This window comes from Yersinia sp. Marseille-Q5920, assembly GCF_946902935.1.
Lineage (GTDB): Bacteria > Pseudomonadota > Gammaproteobacteria > Enterobacterales > Enterobacteriaceae > Yersinia > Yersinia rochesterensis.
The window spans coordinates 1-19289 of sequence record NZ_CAMPQA010000009.1 but is presented as its reverse complement, the minus strand read 5'-3'; the positions used below and the strand labels follow the sequence as shown (position 1 = coordinate 19289).

The following is a 19289-nucleotide window of genomic DNA, read 5'->3' as shown; positions in this document are numbered from 1 at the left end:
TGGCGCCCTTTTTATAGCGGTATGACTGACTCTCGCCGTCTGAACATCAGCATCCACAGCAGTGCAAACATCAGTAAGGCGTATAAGCTTTTCCAACCAATCATCACCAGCAATACACAACACAGAATACTGCCAATCACCGACATCACCCGCGAGCGCCCACTTAATAAGCGAATACCCGCCAGCATGCACAATAAATAAATCAGCACAAAAATGCCGTTGGCGTAAACAATCAGTAAATCCAATGGCAGAGACAGCCAGTAGGTCAGCAGAGTAAAGAGCAGGCAACTGCCGACCACCGCAGTCAGTGCATTGACCGGTGTTTGCCCAGCAGACAGCTGCGCCAGCTTACTTTGTGGGCGCACCTGCGCTTGTGACCACACCATGCGGGCAAAACTTTGAGTATAGATATTCACACTGGCAAAACAGGCCAAATAACCAATAATGCAGGCAATCCACAGCGCATGTTCACCAAACAATTGCACCACAATTCCCGGCAATGAAGCAGCGGCCGCTTGCTGCTCACCATAAGCATGGAAATGCAGTACCACCACTGTGCATCCCCAGTAGACCGCCCCGGCGACCAACAATCCGACCATCAGGGCGCGCGGAAAATCACGTTTTGGATGACGGAATTCTGTCGCCAGGTGCGCGAAAGCTTCCAGCCCGACAAAGCACCAGAACATCACGGCCAGCGCGCTAAACATATTTGAGGGGGAAATATCTTGCGGTGCGGGCCAAGGTATCTGTGATAGCTGAATATCGCCCTGCCACCAAATAGCCACCACTAGCGCGATAACCAGCAAGGCAATCAATGTCTGCACATTAGCACTAGAACCCGCGCTGCGAGTCCCCAGCAGCCAAATAACCAGTAAGGTCGCCAATTGCACCATCAATAACCCGGTATCACTCCAGCCAAAAGTGGCTTGCCAGAAACCTGCAGCTATTTGTAACGCAGCAGGTAAACCGACTGGAATGACGGACAAAAAGAGCCAACCGGTGACTTTCCCGAGCTTCGGCCCGAATGCCATGGTAACGAAATGGGCTGCGCCACCAGCACTGGGAAAATGACGGCCTAAAGCAGCAAAGGCGATAGCAATCGGGAAAACCAGCACTATCAATAGCGGCCAGGCCCATAAACTATCCGCCCCCGCCAGCATTGCCGCCAGTGCTGGCACGGCAAAGACACCGGTTCCCAGCAATGAGGTGGACAACAACCCGACTCCCTGTGCCAGACTCAACTCCTGTTTTAGTCCACTCACACGCTTCGCCTTTTCTATATTTATAACTGACCCATATCCAAATTAATTTGGGCATAACACGACTAAACTAGAGCAGACTCAACCTCGGCCATTCTTGATGGACTGAATAATATTAGTGGTCGAAACACCATCTTCAAAATTCAGCACTTTCACTTCCCCACCAGCGGCCCACACTTCTGCGCTACCGGCAATTTCATCCGGTTTATAATCGCCACCTTTCACCAGTAAATCCGGCAAAATATCAGCAACTAAGCGCTGCGGGGTATCTTCTTCAAATGGCACCACCCAATCCACGGCTTCCAGTGCGCCCAAGACAATCATGCGCTGATCCAATGGATTTACGGGGCGTTTTTCACCTTTCAATCGTTTGGTGGAAGCATCGCTGTTCACCGCCACAATCAGGCGGTCACCCAGCTTGCGAGCATTGGCTAAGTAAGAAACATGACCGGCATGGAGAATGTCAAAGATGCCGTTGGTCATCACGACTTTTTCGCCGCGCTGGCGGGCTTGCGCCACCGCTTTTTTCAGTTGTTGCTCATCCATCACGCCGAAACCTGTTTCAGCACGGCCACGGATAGCATTTTCCAGCTCAATTGGAGAAACTGTCGACGTCCCCAATTTACCGACCACCACGCCAGCAGCGGCATTCGCCAGGAAGCAAGATTCTTCAAGTGTATTTCCCGCCGCCAATGCAGCAGCCAACACCCCAATAACCGTGTCACCGGCACCGGTCACATCAAATACTTCTTGTGCTTGAGTCGGTAAATGTAATGGCGGTTTGCCCGGCTGTAGCAAGGTCATCCCTTGCTCTGAGCGGGTGACCAGCAAAGCTGAAAGCTCAAAATCGGCTACCAGCTTCATACCACGGCTCACCAATTCTTCTTCATTTTTGCAATGACCGACCACCGCTTCAAACTCGGACAAATTAGGTGTCAGCAGGGTTGCGCCGCGATAACGTTCAAAATCGCTGCCTTTAGGATCGATAAGCACCGGAACTTTGGCTTTTCGCGCCAGTTGGATCATCGCCTGCACACTGTTCAGTGCGCCTTTGGCATAGTCGGACAGCACCAGAGCACCAATCTGTGGTAGCGCTTGTTGAATGCGCTCAAAGATAGGTTGAGGGTCAACACCATCAAAACCTTCTTCGAAATCCAGGCGAATGAGCTGCTGATTACGGGAAAGTACCCGTAGCTTGGTGATAGTCGGGTGAGTGGGCACCGAAACAAAATCACAACGCACCTGCACTTCATTGAGCTTGCTGGTCAGTGCGCGCGCGGCATCATCAATCCCAGTCAATCCCACTAATCGGGAGATAGCGCCAAGGGAAGCGATGTTCATTGCGACGTTCGCGGCACCACCAGGGCGTTCTTCGATGGTATCAACTTTGACCACCGGCACCGGTGCTTCGGGTGAAATCCGGCTGGTTGGGCCATACCAATAACGGTCTAACATGACATCACCAACGACTAAAACACCGGCGCGGCGAAAATCAGGCAGCGTGACTTTCATACGTTAGCCCCCCAAAGTGAGCTGTTATTAACCCCGAAAACACACATCTCTTCGCTCCCATTTTGTGTTTGTTATACTCTAAATAATTCGAGTTGCAGGAAGGCGGCAAGCGAGTAAATCCCGATGAGTCGACGCTAGTCAATGACTCGGGTGATTGAGCGCGGCCAACACACATGCAGCTTGAAGTATGACGAATATATATGGTGCCGGATAATATCACAGACACCTTGCATACTATTAATAACTGGAATCTACGCTAATAACTGGAATCTATGCGCCGGTCGGCGCTGCAACCAACCATTTATGCCAACTGGCGGCTACCTGTGCTCTTTCTGCGGCAAAACAATCAGCAGAGACCTTGCTAGATTGCTCCTGCAAGGCCAGATGATGAATCTCATCACGCATGGTGACATAAGCGCGAGTCAATGCCGCCGCTTCTGCCTCCGGCATAATGTCGTAATTGGCCATTAACTCGAAAATTCGCACATTATCAGACCAGCGGGTCAAACGCGGCTCACTGGCGGCATAGCGCAACACTAAATATTGCGCGATAAACTCAATATCAGTGATCCCGCCCTCATCGGCTTTGATATCAAAGATATCGCGCTGTTTACTGCCCAAATGATTGCGCATCTTCTCGCGCATTTCGCGGACCTCTTGCTGTAATTGCGGGTCTTCGCGATGACGGCAAAGGATATGTTGGCGAATGGCATCAAACTCTTGATGCAACTCAGGGTCACCATAGACAATGCGGGCGCGCACCAGCGCTTGATGCTCCCACGTCCAAGCTTCATTTTGTTGGTAATCAGCAAAAGCCTCGACGGTGCTCACCAACATACCCGCTTCCCCGGATGGCCTTAGCCGCGCATCAACTTCATACAGAATCCCTGACGAGGTGCGAGTGCTGAATAAATGCATTACGCGCTGGGCTAAACGCAAATAGAATTGGCGGCCATCAATGCTCCGCTCGCCGTCTGTCATCACATCCAGCGGGCAATCGAGCAGGAATACCAGATCCAAATCTGAGCTGTAACCCAACTCCCAGCCCCCCAATTTGCCATAACCAATCACCGCGAAACCACGGCCCTCGCGCTGCTGCAAATGGCTGGGCTGACCATAACGCGCCACCATCTGCCCCCAGGCTTGCTGGATAACCGCATCAATAATGGCCTCCGCCAGGTAGGTTAAGTGATCGCTCACTTTCATTACCGGCAGCGCCTCGGTGATATCTCCGGCGGCAATACGCAATTGTTGAGCCTGTTTAAACTGGCGCAATGCTTCCAGTTGTTGCTCTTCATCATCGGGTGGCACCCGCAACAAATATTGACGTAATTCATCACGATAAGCGCTGGGTTCCAACGGCTGATAGAGAGATTGAGGATCGAGCAGTTCATCCAATAACAGGGGGTAGCGGGCTAACTGGCTGGCGACCATCGGAGAGGCAGAACATAAGCGAATAACATGTTTTAGTGCCGCGTGGTATTCGACCAGCAATTCCAGATAGGTGGTGCGGGTCACGATACTCAGCAGCAATTGAATCAGGCGGCTGAGGGCAACATTAGCATCGGGCCGTGGGCAAACCTCAGCAAACAGACGCGGCATCAGTTGGTCCAGTACCTCACGACCACGCGGGCCAATAGTGCGTTTATCAACATCATGGCGAAAATGATGAATAGTGGTCAACAACTGGCGGCGCGCTGCTTCGTCTAAATGCGGAGTCAGAGGGGCTAAATCACTCTCTTCCAATGCATCCTGCCACAAGCTTTTATACAAACCATGGCAAGGATCTTCGCCAATATCGGGGGTATCGTCGCCAATTAGGTCATCAAAGACCAAGCGCACAGCTTGCATATTATGCTCTAACGCGGCACTCAGAGCAGCCCAATCTGCATAGCCCATACCGCAAGCTAATCGGGCCTGATTTAGCGCGTCACTGGGTAATGTTTGTGTTTGCTCATCGCCAATAGCTTGCAACAGATTCTCTAAACGGCGCAAAAACAGATAGCTACCACTGAGCGCGGCCACCTGTTGTTCCGGCAATAATCCTAGCTCTGCCACAGCCTGTAAGGTCGGCAGCAAAGCGCGCTGTTGCAGACGCGGTTCGCGGCCTCCTCGAATCAACTGAAATACCTGGGTGATAAACTCGATTTCACGAATTCCACCCGCCCCCAGTTTGATATTGTCTTTCAGACCGCGCCGGCGCACTTCACGGGCAATCATCCCTTTCATGTTACGCAATGACTGAATCACACTGAAATCAATATAACGGCGGAAAACAAAGGGCCGTAGGGTTTGGCGCAGTTCCTTGCTGTAATGGTCTTCCGCACCGCCCATCAGGCGAGCTTTCACCATAGCGTAGCGCTCCCAATCGCGCCCTTGTTCTTGGTAATAATCTTCCAGTGCGGCAAAACTCAGCACCAGTGGGCCGCTATCGCCAAATGGGCGCAAACGCATGTCCACACGATAGACAAAACCGTCAATAGTTTGCTGGTCTAACGCCTTAATCAGCCGTTGGCCCAAGCGGGTAAAAAACTGAGCATTATCCAACTGACGCCGCCCGCCCTGAGTCTGACCATTTTCCGGGTAAGCAAAAATCAAGTCGATATCCGACGAGAAATTCAGTTCACCGCCGCCTAATTTCCCCATGCCCAAAATCAGCAAGGGCTGCGGCACATTATCCGCATTACAGGGCGTGCCAAACTCACGACAACAAGCCTGATATAGCCAATCGCGCGCAGCAACAATCATGCTTTCAGCCAACCAACTGAGCTGTTGCAAAGTCTCTGTCGTGGTGCTGGTCTCTCGCGCCTGAGACCAGGCAATGCGCACCATAATCCGACGACGAAATAGCCGCAGCGCCGCTAATAGCGCGGCTTCGTCTTGCACCTCGGCCAGTGCTTGACTAAGCCATTGTGGATAAAATTGCCACTCCTGCGGTTGTGGCGGCTGCTGATGCAGCTCATCCAGCCAATCAGGATGAATCAGTAACATGTCACTGACAAAATCACTCAACGCCAATACTGCAATATCTTCTTCACGCAAGCTCGGCGGAGCCGGTAACTCATTAAAGCGCTGCTGTATATTCTGCGCCTGAATCTGTAATTCCGAAGGGAGTGGCAACATAAAGCATTCCTCAAGCGGCTATCTATTAACTAGCTGCACCATTCAGCCAAAACGCTGGCTGAGCTAAAGCTTCCTTACGAGCGGTATCACGCCAGTGGCCCTGCCGTTCCATAATCGCCAGTTGTAGACCAAACCAGCCATCAATGTATGGATGCCATTCATTTTGTGGATAGAAACCAGAGAGTAATTGGAACGCCATAATCTGCCGGTTTAAACGCGGGAGTTGTGCCAAATAGCCATCATCATCCAGATGATGACCAAAGGCCTCTTTCAGATCAGCGGCACTGCGGCTGAGCATGATGTCGCAGAAGCGTTTAAATGAGCCATTAAATTTAGCCAGCGCTTTGTCATCCATAAATGGCCGCCAGCCAGCAGTCACCAGCCACGATGTGAGCGCTAACTTACATTTCAGATAATCGGCGCTATAGCAGATGACCTCGGCATTGGCATTTTTCGGCTCTAACTGGGGTTCTAGCGCTAACAATGAAGCGCGTAATTCGGTGCTGGCTTTACGTGGCACCAATCCGCCGAAAATAGCCAAGGTTTGGCGAACCATACCTAAAGCTTCAATAATCATAGCCTTAGCTGCTGGTTCACCGCGCAACCATAGCTCTTCGTGGTATTGCCAGTGATCCAACGCCATTTCTAGCCCCGCAATCATTCCCTGTTCGACGGTAGATTTCGGCGCGGGCTGCAAGACCAACAATGGGCGCAATTCACGCGGGGGATTACCTTGTGCCAAATGATAACCGCGAGCCGCTTTACTCAAATTCCCCTGACGCAAACCGCCGATTTGTGCCAGCTCAGCCGCCAGTGCCAGTAAATCTGCCTGATTACCTTTTTTGAGCTCCAACTCAATCTCGCTCAGTGGCTCTGACAGCTCATTGCTGCCATCCGCTGCTTTAGATGAGATTGTACCTTGGTCAAGGGCAAGCTCTATCTCGCTCTCACCGTAAGTGATTACCCACTTCTCACGAGTAAAATCGGTACGGAATAACGGCTGCAATTCGTCTTGTAGCGCATCAACCACCCAACCTTCCGGCCAAATATCGGCAGGGAAACGCGCTAAATCTAACTTATCACTATCAAGATCAACGTTATATTCAGGCCGTTGATGTAAACCGCCGACGACTTTACCGCCAGTTTTAACCGTCATTTCATAGCGGCCGTCATAACCACGAATTCGTAAACCAATATCATGTTGGCGTAGACGGTTATCCGCTGTTTCAAAATAGATATTCGTCAGAGTTTGCGGCGCAAAATGCTGGCTTTGCCAAGAGGTAATTCGCTCCGGTAAAACAGCAATGGCTGCGGGAGTAGCAATAAATTTTAATTCTATTTCAACGGTCATAATTTCATTCACACCGGTATGTTGCGAGATTACGGGCATTATGCCTCTTTCGCCGTGATTTGCCTGTTTTACACCAATTTCTCTGCTTTAAAACAAAAAAACACGCACGCGGCAGCCCTGAGTCAAACTCTATTTTAACCTGTTTTTACAAGTCTATCCTAAGGCTTCATAAGACAAATTTTCAGTGCGGTTAAAATAAACAAAAAAATGGCCAAAGCCGCACTGCCTATGAGAGTAAGATAGTTCTCATTCCGGTTTATGCGTTGCGTCGGCAAACTGAACACACTACTATCGTCCCATAAATTCACTCATAAATGACTCTCTAATGCAGAAATTACGCCTAATTTGCCTCACAGTGCTCAGTCTCAGTATTTCTCTGGGCGCTTACGCTGAAGAAAAACGCTACATCTCTGATGAGCTGGATACCTACGTTCATAGCGGCCCCGGTAACCAATACCGTATTGTTGGCACGCTAAAAGGTGGGGATGAAGTTACCTTGATAAGCGTTAATGACAGCACAAATTACGGCCAAATCCGCGATAGCAAAGGTAAAACCACTTGGATCCCACTGGATCAATTGAGCGAAACCCCCAGCTTGCGCGTCCGGGTTCCTGACCTTGAACAACAGGTCAAAACACTGACAGATAAGTTGGCTAATATTGATAATAGCTGGAATCAGCGCACCGCAGAAATGCAACAAAAAGTAGCTGCCAGTGATAGTGTCATTTCCGAATTACAAAAAGAAAATGAGTCACTGAAAAACCAGTTAATCGTTGCTCAGAAGAAAGTCAGCGCCGTGAATCTGCAATTGGATGACAAGCAGCGCACTATTATTCTGCAATGGTTTATGTACGGTGGCGGTGTAGCCGGTATCGGCCTGCTGATTGGTTTAGTGCTGCCACATCTGATACCCAGCCGTAAAAAGAATAATCGCTGGATGAACTGATAGCGCTTACCGGCGTCCAGAATGAACAATTAGGCTATCTGCCAGGGTAGCCTGTTTAATTAGTTTCCATCTCCCAACTATACTGAACTGACGACTGGTAATTTTAGCGACCAGATATAAAATCGTCTTTTACACCTGCGCTACAACGTCAAGAACAAAGGGTAACCCACAGTCATTGGCATTGTAGCTAGGCGGCAAACGAATGAATCCCGATGAGCTTACACAAGTAAGTAATTCGGGTGAAAGAGAGCGGCCAACAACGCTACAACGTCAAGAACAAAGGGTTAATATGAAGATCTATCTGGTCGGCGGTGCCGTACGCGACAGCCTATTAAATCTACCGGTCACCGAGCAGGATTGGGTGGTGGTGGGCGCTACGCCAGAACAGCTGCTGGCGCGGGGCTACCAGCAGGTGGGTAAAGATTTCCCGGTATTTCTTCACCCCGACAGCCATGAAGAATATGCATTGGCCCGCACCGAACGTAAATCAGGTCAGGGCTATACCGGCTTCACTTGCTACGCCGCCCCCGATGTCACACTGGAAGAAGATTTACTGCGCCGCGATTTGACCATCAACGCCATTGCCCGCAGTAATGAGGGGGAGTTATTTGATCCCTACAATGGCCGGCAAGACTTAGAGAACCGCGTGTTACGCCATGTCTCTGATGCATTTGGTGAAGATCCGCTGCGTGTTTTGCGTGTTGCCCGTTTCGCCGCCCGTTTTGCTCACTTGGGCTTTACGGTAGCCCCAGAGACTCAATCATTGATGGCCTCAATGGCCAAAAGTGGCGAACTTTCGGCTTTGACACCAGAACGTGTGTGGAAAGAGACTGAAAAAGCACTGAAAACCCAAAGCCCGCAGATCTATTTTCAGGTATTACGCGATTGCGGTGCACTGGCTGTACTGTTCCCCGAAATTGAGCGCCTATTTGGCGTGCCTGCACCAGAAAAATGGCATCCGGAAATTGATACCGGCATCCACACTCTGATGACGCTAGCTATTGCCGCTCAGCTCAGCCCTGAAGTTGACGTGCGCTTTGCTGCGCTTTGTCATGATTTAGGTAAAGGGCTGACACCGAAAGAATTTTGGCCCCATCATCATGGACATGGCCCTGCAGGAGTCAAATTAGTCGAGCAGCTATGCCAGCGTTTACGGGTGCCGAATCCAGTGCGTGATTTAGCCAAACTAGTGGCGGAATACCACGATCTTATTCATACGGCGAATAAGCTCCGCCCTGAAACTCTGCTTAAACTGTTTGATGCTATTGATGTTTGGCGCAAACCAGAGCGCCTTGAGCAGATGATAATGACCAGCGAGGCAGATGCCCGGGGTCGCACCGGATTTGAAGAAAACCCTTATCCACAGGGCGATTACTTACGCGCGGCATACCATATTGCTAATGGAGTGTCGGTGCAGGAAATAGTCGCCAGTGGGCTACAAGGTTTGGCTATTCGAGATGAACTGAAACGCCGCCGTCAACAAGCCTTAGCCCAATGGAAACAAACTCAAGAAGTGATTTCACCCTAAATCATTACCTAGATATAAATAAAAAAGCCCTGAAAATTCAGGGCGTTTTTATATTCCGTGACCACAATGCCGTTACATAAAGACCCAGTACACCGCTCCCGCGACAATAAAGCGATAAATCGCAAAAGGCACGAAAGAGATACGCTTAATCAGTGACAGGAAGGTTTTGATAGCAATCAGTGCGACGATAAATGCAGTAATAAACCCGACAGCAAACATCGGTAAATCGCCCCAGCTCAGGAAATGTAGACTTTTATACAAATCTAAAGCGCTGGCCCCGAGCATCATTGGGACGGCCAAAATAAAGGAAAATTCAGAGGCCGCATAGCGGTTCACACCGACCAACATCCCGCCTGAAATGGTTGCACCGGATCGCGAGAAACCTGGCCATAATGCCAAACACTGGAAGCAACCAATAGCAAAGGCTTGGCGATAGGTAATATCATCCAGCCCAATGGCCTTCGGATTTTTAGGTTTAAACCACTCTGCCGCCAGTAAGAGCAAACCACCAGCAACCAAGGCGTACATGACACTTTGCGGATTAAATAACGATTTAATGACGTCGTGGAAAGCCAACCCCAAACCGACCGCAGGGATCATCGCCAGTAAAATATGGCCCAAGGTCAGGTGCCCGCTGGTTTTACCCTCATGAGGCACTTTGCCAAAATGGATACCAATAAGCCCGAATAAGCGCCGCCAGAACACCACCACCACAGCCAGAATCGACCCTAACTGAATAATGACTTCAAAGGTTTTTGCTTTGTCGCCGGTAAAGCCCAATAGCTCGCCGACAATAATCATATGCCCAGTAGATGAAACCGGCAGGAACTCAGTCAGTCCTTCAACCACGCCCAAAACAAAAGCTACAAACAGCGAATATATATCCGTCATCTATGATACCCAATGCCCTGTAATAGAAATCCACAAAAAAACGGCAATGTGAAAAATTATATTGGCCGTTAACAAAATCATGCCGTTCAATTTCAGCATGTAAAAAATATCACGTTAATCAATAATTCAGGCCACATTATCTATACAGCGTTGCATTTTTATGTCGTGGTGTAATAAAAATCAGTGAGACCGCTGACCGCGCTCAATCACTACACCGACATTGCGCGCCTGAGCGACCGCCCCCGGTTTACTCACCTTAACCCGCACCCAAGGTGACTTAAACTGCTGTAACAATAACTCGGCAATCTCTTCAGCGACCCGCTCGACCAGCGCAAAACGCTGAGATTCTACGTGTTTGATAACGGCGTCACTAATATCTGCGTAGCTCAGACAATCATTTACATCATCGCTAGCAGCGGCTTTACGATTATCCCAGCCCATTTCGATATCGAACACCAGCTTCTGCTGAATGGTCTGCTCCCAGTCATAAACACCGATGGTGGTTATGACACTGAGTTCCTCAATAAATACGATGTCCATCACGTCATTCTCTGTTTTTGTGCCTGCCGGATACCACTTCCAGCCGAATATGCGTATTATCCACTGATGTTGCGATTAAAACGACCATTATTCAACAGGGCGGTGTTATGAGTGCTATCGCGCTTGGCATGATTATCTTCGCGTATTTGTGTGGCTCTATTTCCAGCGCTGTTCTGGTGTGCCGGGTTGCCAAATTACCCGATCCGCGTAAGCATGGCTCCGGCAATCCCGGTGCCACTAACGTGCTGCGCATTGGTGGCCGCACTGCCGCCGCCACAGTATTGATTTTCGATGTGCTGAAAGGCATGTTGCCAGTTTGGATAGCTTATCTACTGCACGTTTCGCCACTGTATTTGGGTCTTACCGCTATTGCAGCCTGTCTTGGCCACATTTATCCGGTATTTTTCCATTTTAAAGGTGGCAAAGGCGTCGCCACTGCATTTGGCGCTATCGCCCCCATTGGCTGGGATCTGACTGGCTTGATGACCGGCACTTGGCTGCTGACGGTTTTACTGAGCGGCTATTCATCTTTAGGTGCGATTATCAGCGCCCTGATTGCTCCTTTTTACGTCTGGTGGTTCAAGCCGCAATTCACCTTTCCGGTCGCCATGCTTTCTTGCCTGATTCTGATGCGCCACCACGATAATATTCAGCGTTTATGGCGCGGCAAAGAAAGTAAAATCTGGGATAAGCTCAGAAAGAAAAAGCAAAAAACGCCCGCCGAAGAAGCCGCAGAATTAGAAGAGAAAGAAGATTAGTTTTCCTCAAAATCGAGAATGGCTGCGGCAACACTCAGCCGTTCGACACCCCTATCAGAATGACTGAGCATGAGCGAGGTAAGGCGCAAAGGAATGAAAAAATGCAATGGACTCTTGTCCATGAGTATTTTGAATGACTGCGGCAACGCAGCCGCAGCCCCGCTCAGACTTTCTGATCAGACTTTCGGCAACTCAGCCAACGGCCAGCGCGGTCTGACCGACACACTCAACTCACTATTCACACCACTTTTCAGCCTGATCAACCCAGCATAGGCGATCATCGCGCCATTATCGGTGCAAAACTCTGGCCGGGCGTAAAACACTTCACCGCCACGCTTTTGCATCATTTCGGCCAATTTAGTGCGCAAAGTACGGTTAGCACTCACTCCGCCGGCAATCACTAAGCGTTTAAAACCAGTTTGATCCAGAGCGCGTTTTGATTTGATAGCCAGAGTGTCAACCACTGCATCTTCAAAAGCACGCGCAATATCGGCACGAGTCTGATCATCATCACCATTGGAACGAATGGTGTTCGCAGCAAAAGTTTTTAAGCCGGAAAAACTAAAATCCAGCCCAGGGCGGTCAGTCATTGGCCGCGGGAAAGTAAAGCGCCCCGCCGTGCCAAGCTGTGCCATACGCGACAACATTGGCCCACCGGGATAATCCAGACCTAGTAATTTAGCTGTTTTATCAAATGCTTCACCTGCTGCATCATCAACAGATTCGCCCAATAACAGATATTCACCAATGCCGGTCACACTGATTAATTGCGTGTGACCGCCGGAGACGAGTAACGCGACAAACGGAAATTCCGGTGCATTATCTTCAAGCATCGGTGCCAATAAATGGCCTTCCATATGATGAACAGGCACAGCGGGAACACCCCAGGCAAAAGCTAATGCCCGGCCGATAGTCGCGCCGACCAACAATGCACCGACCAACCCTGGGCCTGCGGTATACGCCACGCCATCAATGTCTTTGGCGCTCAAATTGGCTTCTTTCAATGCAGCCTGAATCAATGGCACTGTTTTGCGCACATGATCACGGGAAGCCAGCTCAGGAACGACGCCGCCATAATCAGCATGCAATTTAACCTGACTGTACAATTGGTTAGCTAACAGACCGGTTTCTTCGTCATACACTGCAATTCCGGTTTCATCGCAGGATGTTTCTATACCCAAAACTCGCATTACATTTCCCATCATTCACGTGCGGCCGATAGTTTAGCATAACCCTGTCGCCCGTCATGATTTCTGATCCTAAATTGAACGGAAAAACGGCATTTTGGCGCATTGATATCCTGAATGTTGTTGATAGTTGTCACATTTGAAAATAATGTTGATAAATTCGATAAATTGCCCTGTTTAGTATATAATCAGCGGCCGTCGCACCCTTGGCACCAACTTTCTTGTAAAGAACGGGGGCGACATCACAGGGGCGTGCCTGTTTCAATTTGCTGTGGTGCTTTACAAAGCAGCATCCATTGAAGTAAAATTCCGCACCATTTTGAGAAGGCTGGCGATTGGCCAGCAGCAAACCGATTTCTATTGAGGTGAGAGGCACATGCCGGTAATTAAAGTACGTGAAAACGAGCCATTCGACGTAGCTCTTCGTCGTTTCAAACGCTCTTGTGAAAAAGCAGGTGTTTTAGCTGAAGTTCGTCGTCGTGAATTCTATGAAAAACCGACTACCGAACGTAAACGCGCTAAAGCTTCTGCTGTAAAACGTCACGCGAAGAAATTGGCTCGCGAAAACGCACGCCGCACTCGTCTGTATTAATTCTTCGGGGGTAACCCCATCGCGTAGTTTTTTATGTTCTAAGAACGCGCAGATCGAGTAGTTGCATACGAAGGCCGTGCCTTCCGAAAGGAATGCGCGGCTTGTTCTCGTTTATGGACTGACCGAATAGGGGCTTATGGCCGGACGAATTCCACGTGTATTTATCAATGACTTGCTGGCTCGCACCGACATCGTCGATCTTATCGATGCTCGGGTAAAGCTGAAGAAGCAAGGCAAAAATTATCATGCGTGCTGTCCGTTCCATCATGAGAAAACACCCTCATTCACCGTTAACGGCGAAAAGCAGTTTTATCACTGTTTCGGCTGTGGTGCGCATGGTAATGCTGTTGATTTCTTGATGAATTACGACAGACTGGAGTTTGTCGAAAGTATCGAAGAATTAGCCACTATGCATGGGCTGGAAGTGCCTTACGAGGCAGGAACCGGCACCACCCAAATTGAACGTCATCAACGACAAAGTCTTTATCAATTGATGGAAAGCCTAAACGCCTTCTATCAGCAGTCACTCAAGGGCCAGACCGCCAATCAGGCACGCGAATACCTTAAACGTCGCGGTTTGAGTGAAGAAATTATCCAACATTTCGCTATCGGTTTTGCTCCCCCGGGTTGGGACAATGCTTTAAAACGCTTTGGACGCGATGGTGAAAGCCGTACCGCGCTGAACGATGCCGGAATGCTGGTGACTAATGATACAGGGCGGACTTACGATCGTTTTCGTGAGCGCGTCATGTTCCCTATTCGCGATAAACGCGGGCGGGTAATCGCCTTTGGTGGGCGAGTTCTGGGTGATGGAGTGCCGAAATACCTCAACTCCCCGGAAACAGAAATTTTTCATAAGGGCCGCCAGTTATACGGCTTGTATGAAGCGCAGGTGAACCATCCTAACCCAACACGGTTGCTCGTGGTTGAGGGTTATATGGATGTGGTAGCTCTGGCGCAATTTGGTATTGATTATGCCGTTGCCTCACTGGGCACAGCGACTACCGCGGAGCATATTCAATTATTATTCCGCGCTACAGATAACGTAATTTGCTGTTATGACGGCGATCGTGCGGGTAGAGATGCGGCCTGGCGTGCATTAGAAACGGCGCTGCCCTATCTAAATGATGGGCGTCAGCTACGCTTTATGTTTTTGCCTGATGGTGAGGACCCAGATACTTTGGTGCGAAAAGAAGGAAAAGATGCATTCGAACAACGGATGGAGGAGGCCCAGCCACTCTCAACTTTCTTGTTCGAAACATTGATGCCACAAGTGGATTTGAGCAGCCCAGACGGGCGAGCCAAATTAAGCACTCTGGCGCTTCCTTTAATCAGCCAGGTACCCGGTGAAACCTTACGACTTTACCTCCGCCAGCAACTCGGCAATAAGCTGGGCCTGCTTGATGACAGCCAATTAGACAAGCTGATGCCGAAACTGGCTGAAAATATAAATAGCTATCAGCCGCCCCAGCTAAAACGCACAACCATGCGTATACTTATAGGGCTACTGGTTCAAAATCCGCAACTCGCAACACTCATCCCGTCATTACAGGGCGTAGAGCAAGCTAAGTTAGCGGGTTTGCCGTTATTTATAGAATTGGTTGAAACCTGTTTGGCTCAACCAGGGCTGACAACCGGGCAGTTATTAGAACTGTATCGTGATAATAAATTCAGCCAACAGCTTGAAACTCTCGCAACATGGAACCACATGATTGTTGAGGATATGGTTGAACAGACTTTTGTCGACACGCTAACCAGCCTGTATGACTCCATATTGGAGCAACGTCAGGAAACACTCATAGCGCGTGATCGTACACATGGATTAAACGCCGAAGAACGTAAAGAACTTTGGTCTTTGAATCTGGCGTTAGCCAGAAAAAAATGAATCACCTAACGGCTTAATTGCCGATAAATGTGGGGGAAAATCCCCACAATATGCCGTCATAGCGGGCCACGGCGACAAAAAAAAGCCCCAAATGCTATTGTTGGCGGTTTCGCCGACCGACACCAACCCAAATACTCTGAAGTGTGGATACCGTCTTATGGAGCAAAACCCGCAGTCACAGCTGAAGCTACTTGTCACCCGTGGTAAGGAGCAAGGCTATCTGACCTATGCTGAGGTCAATGACCATCTGCCGGAAGATATCGTCGATTCCGATCAGATCGAAGACATCATCCAGATGATTAATGACATGGGCATACAGGTGCTGGAAGAAGCCCCTGATGCCGATGATTTAATGCTGGCCGAGAACACCACTGATACCGACGATGACGCGGCTGAAGCTGCTGCACAGGTGTTGTCCAGTGTTGAATCCGAAATCGGGCGTACTACTGACCCGGTGCGTATGTACATGCGCGAAATGGGTACCGTTGAACTATTGACGCGTGAAGGCGAGATTGATATCGCCAAACGTATCGAAGACGGTATCAATCAGGTTCAGTGCTCGGTTGCTGAATACCCTGAAGCTATTACTTACCTGTTGGAACAATATGATCGTGTTGAAGCGGGCGAAGCCCGTCTATCTGACCTGATCACCGGCTTTGTTGATCCAAACGCCGAAGAAGATATTGCGCCTACGGCAACTCACGTTGGTTCTGAATTATCCACCGAAGAGATGGATGACGACGACGACGAAGATGAAGACGAAGACGAAGAAGAAGACGACAACAGCATCGACCCAGAGCTGGCGCGCCAGAAATTCAGCGATTTGCGTGAGCAGTATGAAAACGCACGCATGGAGATCAAGAAAAATGGTCGTAGCCACGCCAAGGCTGCTGCTGAAATTCTGAAGCTTTCTGAAGTGTTCAAACAGTTCCGCCTGGTGCCGAAGCAATTTGACTATCTGGTCAATAACATGCGTGCCATGATGGACCGCGTTCGTACTCAAGAACGTATCATCATGAAGCTGTGTGTTGAACAGTGCAAAATGCCGAAGAAAAACTTCGTTACCCTGTTTGCCAGCAATGAAACCAGCGATACTTGGTTTGCGGCAGCAGTGGCTATGGGCAAACCATGGTCTGAAAAACTGAAAGATGTTTCGGACGATGTGCAACGTAGCTTGCAGAAACTACGTCAGATCGAAGAAGAAACCGGCCTGACTATTGAGCAAGTGAAAGACATCAACCGCCGTATGTCTATCGGTGAAGCGAAAGCACGTCGCGCCAAGAAAGAAATGGTCGAGGCTAACCTGCGTCTGGTTATCTCTATTGCGAAAAAATACACCAACCGTGGATTACAATTCCTTGATTTAATTCAGGAAGGTAATATCGGCTTGATGAAAGCAGTAGATAAATTCGAATACCGTCGGGGTTATAAATTCTCAACCTATGCAACTTGGTGGATTCGTCAGGCGATCACCCGCTCTATCGCGGACCAGGCACGTACCATCCGTATTCCGGTGCATATGATTGAGACCATTAACAAACTCAACCGTATTTCGCGCCAGATGCTGCAAGAGATGGGCCGTGAGCCAACACCGGAAGAGCTGGCTGAACGCATGCTAATGCCGGAAGACAAGATCCGTAAAGTGTTGAAGATTGCGAAAGAGCCAATCTCAATGGAAACCCCAATCGGTGATGATGAAGATTCACATCTGGGCGATTTCATTGAAGATACCACTCTGGAGCTGCCGCTGGACTCTGCAACCTCTGAGAGCCTGCGCTCTGCCACTCACGACGTGTTAGCGGGCCTGACCGCGCGTGAAGCGAAAGTTCTGCGTATGCGTTTCGGTATCGATATGAACACTGACCACACTCTGGAAGAAGTGGGCAAACAGTTCGACGTCACCCGTGAACGTATCCGTCAGATCGAAGCTAAGGCGCTGCGTAAACTGCGTCACCCAAGCCGCTCTGAAGTGCTGCGCAGCTTCCTGGACGATTAATCGTCAGTTGCAGTGACAAGCACACAAAAACCCCGGCATGCCGGGGTTTTTCTTTTTGGCTTAAACTCTGATTCCGATACTAATATTGGCTTACTATTTTCCACTATATGCTTAAAAACGCTTAAAATTGCGCAGAAAATACCCATCTGATTTATCAGCTCTAGACCGCAGGATAAAAACTACCGTATAATCAGCGTCCAAGTTTGGCCCCTTAGCTCAGTTGGTTAGAGCACGCGACTCATAATCGCTTGGTCACTGGTTCAAGTCCAGTAGGGGCCACCAAATTTTAGCTGTTAAATCAGCACATTAAGCCAACTTTCGAGTTGGCTTTTTTGTTTGTTGAAATGGCGATGGCGATAAAATGGCGATGGATATTTTGGTGATCGGTTAATTGGGGCGAAAAAAAACCCGCTTACGCAGGCTTATTTTAATACCAAAACACGGCTTGATTATTACGACTCGGATGGGGTGGTGCTGGTTTTGTTTCCCCCGGCTTAACAATTATCCGATCAACTGTTTCATGAGTAGCAAAGGTGCAACTACAGTTTATATTTGTGCACTGGTGATAACGTTCTTTCGTTTGTTCACTCAGGTAACGGCTAGACCGAGCATGTGCAGCGGTTCTACAAAGCGGGCAATGCATCATATTGGTGTCCCCTCCTCTATCTGCTTATGCAAATATGATAGCATTACAAACGCTTAAAAATTAGCTTTATGTGAATTTAATATCAATAAAATCACTTATTGTGAATCTCATTCAGCCTCATAGCTCACATCCGACAACAACACTTCGAGAGACAGTTGTGTGGTGTAGCCGCTGTTACTCAGGCTGTGCGTCACCTTGCTGATTATCCAGTTCTGTTGGTCTATCACCGATTTAAAGCCATTGACCGCGACAGGGGTTTCAGGAAATAAATCAGCGCGCCCCATGGCTAAGGTGATAGAGAACTCAGCAACACCGCGCTGTAACTTCTCCCATTTAGATTGAGCGGCGCGCATGGCGGCTTTTTGCGTGGCGTAAACCGTGGTGATAGCAAAAACGTTATTTTCTGACCCTACCAGATAATCCCCTTGTTTTTCCTCCACCGGTTTTTTCACTGTGGCTGCTTTGGTGCGCGTCGGTTTGGCTTTGGGGTGTTCCAGTGCGCGGAGCTGCTTAAACTTTGGCTTACGCTGCAACTTAACTTTTTTCGGCTTGGCCGGTTTGGGGTCTTTGGTGTGCAACCAACTGGCACTCACGCCGGTATAGGCTCCCCGGTCAGCAATACTAAAGCTGTGTTGGTCGCCATCTTGCCGGGTGATGGTCATCTTTGGAATGGGTTTACCGCTGGCCGTGACACCGCTGCCCGGCTGGATAAACAACAATCGCCCGGCTTTGACAACCGCCACCGCGCCATTCAGTGAGGCTAACCGGGTGATAAACTTGGCGTCAGTTTCTTGGGTCTGGTCAATATGAGAGATAGCGATATCATCCAGCCCCTCGGCCAGCATGGCGGTGAGCTTGTTGCGCTCGGCCACTTGCGCCACTACTTTCCCCAGCGTTGTCTCATGATAAGAGACTTCACGCCGGGCATTGAGCGAACCGCGAAAATCAGCACTGCGAGCGCGAATGGTCAGCGTGTCCGGTGCGCCATGGTGTTCGACCTCATCCACGGTAAAATCACCTTTACCTATCAGGCTCCCCCCTTTCCAGCCCAAGAATACCGACAGCACCGCGCCCC

Annotated in this window: 15 protein-coding genes and 1 tRNA gene; 7 read left to right on the top strand and 9 right to left on the bottom strand. The window is 49.5% G+C overall.

The window, feature by feature from the left end; genetic code table 11:
- Window positions 1-11: 11 nt before the first annotated feature.
- From yjeH to OVO64_RS13685, 4 genes are all read right to left on the bottom strand, one after another.
- On the bottom strand, window positions 12-1262 hold the full coding sequence (gene yjeH / locus OVO64_RS13700) for an L-methionine/branched-chain amino acid transporter (protein ID WP_145585646.1): 1251 nt from the start codon (window positions 1260-1262) through the stop codon (window positions 12-14).
- A gap of 78 nt (window positions 1263-1340) precedes the next feature.
- Window positions 1341-2771 (bottom strand): bifunctional D-glycero-beta-D-manno-heptose-7-phosphate kinase/D-glycero-beta-D-manno-heptose 1-phosphate adenylyltransferase HldE, encoded by a 1431-nt coding sequence (hldE, locus tag OVO64_RS13695; RefSeq protein ID WP_038638943.1) that lies wholly within the window; start codon window positions 2769-2771, stop codon window positions 1341-1343.
- A gap of 270 nt (window positions 2772-3041) precedes the next feature.
- Window positions 3042-5894, bottom strand: coding sequence for a bifunctional [glutamate--ammonia ligase]-adenylyl-L-tyrosine phosphorylase/[glutamate--ammonia-ligase] adenylyltransferase (gene glnE / locus OVO64_RS13690; protein WP_120011493.1), 2853 nt, complete (start codon window positions 5892-5894; stop codon window positions 3042-3044).
- A 25-nt stretch (window positions 5895-5919) separates the two neighbouring features.
- On the bottom strand, window positions 5920-7245 hold the full coding sequence (locus OVO64_RS13685; RefSeq protein WP_145510062.1) for an inorganic triphosphatase: 1326 nt from the start codon (window positions 7243-7245) through the stop codon (window positions 5920-5922).
- A gap of 325 nt (window positions 7246-7570) precedes the next feature.
- On the opposite strand from OVO64_RS13685, the gene OVO64_RS13680 reads away from it, so the two are divergent.
- On the top strand, window positions 7571-8191 hold the full coding sequence (locus OVO64_RS13680) for a TIGR04211 family SH3 domain-containing protein (protein ID WP_050112263.1): 621 nt from the start codon (window positions 7571-7573) through the stop codon (window positions 8189-8191).
- Window positions 8192-8480: 289 nt separating this feature from the next.
- Entirely contained in the window at window positions 8481-9719 is a 1239-nt protein-coding gene (locus tag OVO64_RS13675; protein WP_145510058.1) for a multifunctional CCA addition/repair protein, read from the top strand.
- Window positions 9720-9791: 72 nt separating this feature from the next.
- Here OVO64_RS13675 and bacA read toward each other — a convergent pair whose 3' ends face one another.
- Both bacA and folB read right to left on the bottom strand, forming a co-directional pair.
- Window positions 9792-10610, bottom strand: a complete 819-nt coding sequence (gene bacA / locus OVO64_RS13670) for an undecaprenyl-diphosphate phosphatase (RefSeq protein ID WP_038638935.1) — start codon at window positions 10608-10610, stop codon at window positions 9792-9794.
- Between the two features lie 180 nt (window positions 10611-10790).
- Window positions 10791-11150, bottom strand: a complete 360-nt coding sequence (folB, locus tag OVO64_RS13665) for a bifunctional dihydroneopterin aldolase/7,8-dihydroneopterin epimerase (RefSeq protein ID WP_038638932.1) — start codon at window positions 11148-11150, stop codon at window positions 10791-10793.
- 107 nt (window positions 11151-11257) lie between these two features.
- Between folB and plsY the strand changes: the two genes are divergently transcribed.
- Window positions 11258-11908, top strand: coding sequence for a glycerol-3-phosphate 1-O-acyltransferase PlsY (plsY, locus tag OVO64_RS13660; protein ID WP_038638929.1), 651 nt, complete (start codon window positions 11258-11260; stop codon window positions 11906-11908).
- Between the two features lie 176 nt (window positions 11909-12084).
- On the opposite strand, the gene tsaD is transcribed toward plsY, so the two are convergent.
- Window positions 12085-13098, bottom strand: a complete 1014-nt coding sequence (tsaD, locus tag OVO64_RS13655; RefSeq protein ID WP_038638926.1) for a tRNA (adenosine(37)-N6)-threonylcarbamoyltransferase complex transferase subunit TsaD — start codon at window positions 13096-13098, stop codon at window positions 12085-12087.
- Window positions 13099-13471: 373 nt separating this feature from the next.
- On the opposite strand from tsaD, the gene rpsU reads away from it, so the two are divergent.
- From rpsU to OVO64_RS13635, 4 genes are all read left to right on the top strand, one after another.
- The gene (rpsU, locus tag OVO64_RS13650) at window positions 13472-13687 is read left to right on the top strand and encodes a 30S ribosomal protein S21 (RefSeq protein ID WP_001144069.1); all 216 of its coding nucleotides are present in this window, start codon (window positions 13472-13474) and stop codon (window positions 13685-13687) included.
- Window positions 13688-13823: 136 nt separating this feature from the next.
- Window positions 13824-15572, top strand: coding sequence for a DNA primase (gene dnaG, locus OVO64_RS13645; RefSeq protein WP_050291979.1), 1749 nt, complete (start codon window positions 13824-13826; stop codon window positions 15570-15572).
- Window positions 15573-15729: 157 nt separating this feature from the next.
- A complete protein-coding gene (gene rpoD, locus OVO64_RS13640; RefSeq protein WP_038638917.1) occupies window positions 15730-17568 on the top strand; it encodes an RNA polymerase sigma factor RpoD in 1839 nt (612 codons plus the stop codon).
- A 205-nt stretch (window positions 17569-17773) separates the two neighbouring features.
- Window positions 17774-17850, top strand: a tRNA-Ile gene (locus OVO64_RS13635).
- Window positions 17851-17995: 145 nt separating this feature from the next.
- On the opposite strand, the gene OVO64_RS13630 is transcribed toward OVO64_RS13635, so the two are convergent.
- Entirely contained in the window at window positions 17996-18214 is a 219-nt protein-coding gene (locus OVO64_RS13630) for a DNA-binding transcriptional regulator (protein WP_072083015.1), read from the bottom strand.
- 107 nt (window positions 18215-18321) lie between these two features.
- Window positions 18322-19289, bottom strand: a 968-nt coding sequence (locus tag OVO64_RS13625; protein ID WP_267248832.1) for a contractile injection system protein, VgrG/Pvc8 family, incomplete at its 5' end; no start/stop codon positions are given.